Consider the following 5,094-nt stretch of genomic DNA (forward strand, 5'->3'; position numbering starts at 1 on the left):
ACTCTGCTGTGTTGGCCGAGTTGGCTCCTGAGGGGCATGGAGAAGGAAACACTCGAGAGTTTTTTGTCCATCCGGGGGGTGATGGGGGTGGCGCTCCTGAGTCGGACAGGCCGCCCTTTTTTCTACCGCTCTTTTCAGAACTTGGACAGCCGGCAGCAGCAGGCCCTTGCCGAAGGGCTGTTTCAGGTTTTGCAGACCATGCCCCCAGGCCTGGACTACTTTGACTTTCAGTTTGCCGAGCAACGAGTCTTTGTCTACCCCTTAGGGCCGGAGTGGGTGTTGCTGGTGGCGGTCAATGACGAGCTGGTGATGCCGGTCTACACCTTGGCCGTCAACCGCCTGCGAGCCGAGCTGCAACAGGATACGACGAAGGGCCTGGCCACCTTTCGCCTGTTGACCAGCCAGGCGGAGGCCGTCCGGAACCCTACCCAACCCAGCTCCACCCTAGCAGAAGGCAAGCCCACACCAAGGGAGGAGGCGACCCAGCCGGCAGCGACAGGCAGCCGCATGCAGATGGATGTCTTTGTGCAATCTCTCAATCGCCTCTGCCAGATCACAAGCGGCTATTTGGGCAAGGCAGTGATCGTCAACTATTGGAAGGCAGCGCGGCAGGAAGTGGTGGAACGCCAGGGATCCTCAGCCGAGTGGCTCAACCAGTTCGAGATTGAGCGCAGCGGCCAAATCTACTACCGGGGCACCCTCAAGGAGCTGGACGAATCTCAACAAAAGGTGCTGCGGGACTGGGTACTGGCTTTTTTCCGCCGCTGCGAAGAGGTGATCCACGACTTTCGCAATTTAATCAAATCGGCTGAATTGCGCTGGTAAAAGCAGAGGAAGCTGCTTTTCAAACAGCGTCCTCAAAGCGCCATGGCCGGTTCTTGGCCGCGGAAAATCCAGGCTAAGCTATGACCATAGCAGATCACCCCAGGTGCAGACGGGATCCCTGACCGAGGATGGCTCCTCTGGCCACCACGAACCGGTGGAGTGAGGATCTGCTTTGCTACCGCGATGCCACCGGATCCCTCGCTACCATCTGCTTACGGCACGCTAGGCGAAGGAGTTGCCATGCTGAGAATCGTCACCCAGCTAACCGAGGCTGAAGCCGAGCTTAGACGGATCTCGGAGCGCACTCAGGCTGACCAGAACCTGCACCGTGAGGCCACTGTGCGGGAGATCCTGCAAGCAGTGCGCCGTCAGGGGGATCGCGCTCTACTGGCCTACACGGCTGAGTTTGACCAGGTGGAGTTGAGCGTGGCGGAGCTGAAGGTCTCGGGGGCGGAGCTGGAGGCGGCCTACCAGGCGGTATCGCCGCAACTGCTATCGGCCCTGCGCCTGGCCAAACAGCGCATTGAAGCCTTTCACCGGCAGCGGGTGCCCAGCAGTTGGGTGAGCTTTCCCGGCCCTGAGATCGTCTTGGGCAAGCAGTACCGCCCCGTGGACCGCGCCGGCCTCTACATTCCAGGAGGGCGGGCCGCCTATCCCAGCACCGTGTTGATGAACGCCATTCCGGCCAAGGTGGCGGGGGTGCCCGAGATTGTCATGGTGACCCCACCGGGATCGGACGGGCTGGGGGGCAAGGGGATCAGCCCGGCTATTTTGGTGGCCGCCCAAGAAGTGGGCATCCACACCATCTATCGCGTCGGCGGGGCCCAGGCCATTGCGGCGCTGGCCTATGGCACCGAGACCATCCCCAAGGTGGATGTGATCACCGGCCCCGGCAACATTTACGTGACTTTGGCCAAGAAGCTGGTGTACGGCACGGTGGGGATCGACTCGCTGGCAGGGCCTTCCGAGGTGTTGATCATCGCCGACGAGAGCGCCAATCCCCTCTATGTTGCCGCCGATCTTCTGGCCCAGGCCGAGCATGATCCCCTGGCGGCGGCCGTTCTCCTCACCCCCGATCTCCAGTTGGCCCAACAGGTGCAGCAGGCGGTGGCGGCCCAACTGGAGACCCACCCCAATCGCCTGATGGTGGAAAAGGCGGTGGCCAACTACGGGCTCATTGCCGTAGTGCCGGATCTGGCGACAGCAGTCAACTTGTCCAACCAGTTCGCGCCGGAGCACCTGGAGCTGCAGGTGGCGGATCCCTGGGCCCTGCTGGATCCCATTCGCCATGCGGGGGCAATCTTCCTGGGGCACTACACTCCAGAGGCGGTGGGAGACTACCTGGCCGGGCCCAACCACACCTTGCCCACAGCGGGGGCGGCTCGCTACGCCTCAGCTCTAGGGGTAGAGACCTTCCTGAAGTACTCCAGCCTGATCCAATACGGCTCGGCAGCTTTGCAGGAGGTGGCTGGCGCGATCCAAGCTCTGGCACAAGCGGAGGGGCTGCCCGCCCATGGCCGCTCGGTGCAACTGCGCTTGGCCGAGGGGAGCTAGAGAGTTTGGCCTGGCCGCAGGTTGGGTGACGATGGCAGCTTCTGTCTGGCGAAAGGGGCGGTGGTGGAGAGGGGCTCTGTCTGCGGCCATGGGATCCCTGCTGTTGGCGACGATGGCGGCTGCGGAGGGGATCCCTTCTCCGCCGCTGGCCGTGCCGTGGGAGTGGGTGTATGCCCTGCAGGAGCAGGCGCGGCAACGGCAGTGTACGCTGATTGGCCTGCTGCGCAGCCGGCCTCTGCCGGCACCGGATCCGCAGTGGCAGGTGTACACGCGGCTGGATTTGGTGGCCACCCCTCAGGCCAGTCGGTTGACCAGTGTGTTGTTTGCCAAGAACACTCGTACCCAAGCCTTGCAAGTGATCTATCAAGCTTCAGCGTCTGTGTACGACCCCGCCGAGCCCTTGGATTTTGCCATGATCCTGCCTCTGGCCTGGCAGGACAACACTCTGCTGGCGCGGGAGTACGAAGGCTGGTTCCAAACCGATTTGAGCTGGGATCGGGCGGTGATCTGGCCCTTGCCCACCGACTCGACCGGGATCCCGCCGGTACAGGTTTGGGAGCCACCGCCGGCCCTGGGATATGCCGAGCTGCTGGGCTGGGATCCCCAGGCGCGAGGGCGGGTGCTGTTTGCCGTGGCCGATAGCCTGGAAGAGGTGCCGCGGCTGGTGAGCGTTGGCTCCTCTTCCGATTGGTTGGTGCGGGGAACGGCCACGCTGACCGTCCCCGATTCCTCGGGTTTGGAAGAGGGCTGGATTGGGGCTGTTCCCGCAGGGTCAGCGGCCATTTGTCATGCCGGGAACTTTGGGCTAAACATCAGGTAGCCCTTCTCGATAGCCCTGAGCTTGGCGTTAGCGGATCCAAGACCGCGGGCGACGCAGCAGGGCCAAGGGATCCAAGGGCAACGTCGATAACCAAGGAGTGGGGCGAGCATGTCAAGACCGCAGGTACGGCGGGGATGGCCTCTGGAAGCCTTTGTGGGCGATGTTATCGTCTGTACACTGGAGGGATCCCATCTGGATCAAGTGACGGAGATCCGCGTCAGCCCGGCGGGCAAAGGGATCCGGGTTAGCTTCGGGGATCCCTTGGGGCGCTCCCAAGGGCCGGTGCAGGCCACTGCCGAGGCACTGACCGTAACTTTTGAGATCGATCCCAGCACCTACCCTGGCGAAAAACGCATCGAGCTGATCTCGCCGGCAGGGCCCAGCGATCCCCTGCCGTTTTTGGTGATGATGTAAAGTCGCGCGGCGAGGAAGTGGGTCATGCCGTTTGCGATTGCTCCGAGCGATGTGGGTGTGCTGCTGCTGGGGGTGGGCCTGTTGCTCTTGGCCGGCGGCTGGGCCTGGTGGCTGCGACGACAGCAGCAGGCTGCTCCCCCAGACTCGACAACTGTTGGGCCGGCAACGGCGGTTGACCTCTCTGCCCTTACGGTGGAACAGGGGGCCCAACTGCAGCCCTTCGAACAGGCGGTGGCAGATCGGCCCCAGGATCCCATTGCCTGGTACAACCGCGCCACCACCCTCGACCACCTGGGGCAGGCCCAAGCTGCCCTGGCCAGCTACGATCGTGCCCTGGAGCTGAAGCCAGATTTTCCCGAAGCCTGGAACAACCGCGGCTCTCTACTGGACGATCTCGGCCGTCACCAGGAAGCGCTGGCCAGCTACGAGCGGGCTTTGCACCTAAAGCCGGATTTTTTTGAGGCCCGCTTTAACCAGGCCAACACGCTGCGGCAACTGGGCCGCTACCAAGAGGCCCTGCGCGCCTACGAGCAGATTCTCACCTTCCGCCCCGATAGCTCGGAAACGTGGTATCTGCACGGGCTAACCTTGGCCTCGCTGGGGCAGTGGCAGGGATCCCTAGCTAGCTACGACAAAGCCCTGGCCATTAACCCCAGCAATCCCCAGGTTTGGCAAAGTCGCGGGCTGGCCCTAGTGCACCTGGAGCGCTACGCCGAGGCCCTGGCCAGCTATGAACGGGCCCTGCAACTGGGATCCGCATCGGCTTCCCTCTGGGCCGGCCACGCCCTTGCCCACCACCGCCTGGGCAACTGGATGGAAGCTCTCAACAGCTACGACCGCGCCCTGGCCCAGGATCCCCAGCGCCCTCAGATCTGGGTGCAGCGCGGCCTGGTGCTGATGGACTTGAACCTCTACGGGCTGGCCATCCAGAGTTTTGACCGGGCCCTGCAGATGGATCCCGAAGATGCCGAGGCCCACTACGCCAAAGCCTGCTGCTGCGCCTGGGAAGGTCAGGTGCCCCAGGCTCTGCAAGCCTTGGAGCAAGCCCTGCGCCTGCAGCCGGAGCGCTACCGCCCCTTGCTCTCCTCTGAGCCCTATTTCGACCTCATTCGCAGTGAGCCGAGCTTTACGGCCTTCCTGACAGCCCTCTCCGGCCTTGGAACCGACACAGAGGGATAGCTTGGTAGCTCCGTATTTCGTGCGGGGCGGAAAAGCCCGTAAGCAACTTTAGTTGCTCATCGTCTGCGTCCTGAGTTCCAGAGGATGGGCCGGCAACAGCAATCTGGTGGCTCCGCCCAATGCAGAGGAAACCCGCTGATTTTCCGTAGGGATGCTGTTGCTTACAGCGAAAAACCTGAGCAAACTGAGAACACTCCAGCTCCTGGCAGATCTCGGGGGCAAGTTGTGTTCTTGTTAACATCTGGTAGCATTTTCATGGACACAACCTGATACTGTCTGCCTGCAAGCTTCTTCGCGGTTGG

The 5,094-nt window shown here is 62.7% G+C and carries 5 protein-coding genes; all 5 read left to right on the top strand.

The features are described from left to right. A partial coding sequence (locus NW853_RS08630; RefSeq protein ID WP_414348810.1) for a hypothetical protein occupies positions 1–825 on the top strand: 825 nt, incomplete at its 5' end. Between the two features lie 240 nt (positions 826–1,065). Then, positions 1,066–2,379 carry a histidinol dehydrogenase gene (gene hisD / locus NW853_RS08635; protein ID WP_414334957.1) on the top strand — a complete coding sequence of 438 codons (1,314 nt, stop codon included), beginning with the start codon at positions 1,066–1,068 and terminating at the stop codon, positions 2,377–2,379. A gap of 31 nt (positions 2,380–2,410) precedes the next feature. Further along, entirely contained in the window at positions 2,411–3,199 is a 789-nt protein-coding gene (locus NW853_RS08640) for a hypothetical protein (RefSeq protein WP_414334958.1), read from the top strand. 108 nt (positions 3,200–3,307) lie between these two features. Then, positions 3,308–3,613 (top strand): hypothetical protein, encoded by a 306-nt coding sequence (locus NW853_RS08645; protein WP_414334959.1) that lies wholly within the window; start codon positions 3,308–3,310, stop codon positions 3,611–3,613. Positions 3,614–3,637: 24 nt separating this feature from the next. Further along, positions 3,638–4,792: a tetratricopeptide repeat protein gene (locus tag NW853_RS08650; RefSeq protein ID WP_414348811.1), complete on the top strand. Its 1,155-nt coding sequence runs from the start codon at positions 3,638–3,640 to the stop codon at positions 4,790–4,792. Positions 4,793–5,094: the final 302 nt, after the last annotated feature.

Origin of the sequence: Synechococcus sp. H55.11 (genome assembly GCF_047462475.1) — a bacterium.
Lineage (GTDB): Bacteria > Cyanobacteriota > Cyanobacteriia > Thermostichales > Thermostichaceae > Thermostichus.

Excerpts from the sequence above, each read along its gene's own strand:
- hisD (WP_414334957.1), top strand. The coding sequence starts at position 1,066 with ATGCTGAGAATCGTCACCCAGCTAACCGAGGCTGAAGCCGAGCTTAGA.
- NW853_RS08640 (WP_414334958.1), top strand. The coding sequence starts at position 2,411 with ATGGCAGCTTCTGTCTGGCGAAAGGGGCGGTGGTGGAGAGGGGCTCTG.
- NW853_RS08645 (WP_414334959.1), top strand. The coding sequence starts at position 3,308 with ATGTCAAGACCGCAGGTACGGCGGGGATGGCCTCTGGAAGCCTTTGTG.
- NW853_RS08650 (WP_414348811.1), top strand. The coding sequence starts at position 3,638 with ATGCCGTTTGCGATTGCTCCGAGCGATGTGGGTGTGCTGCTGCTGGGG.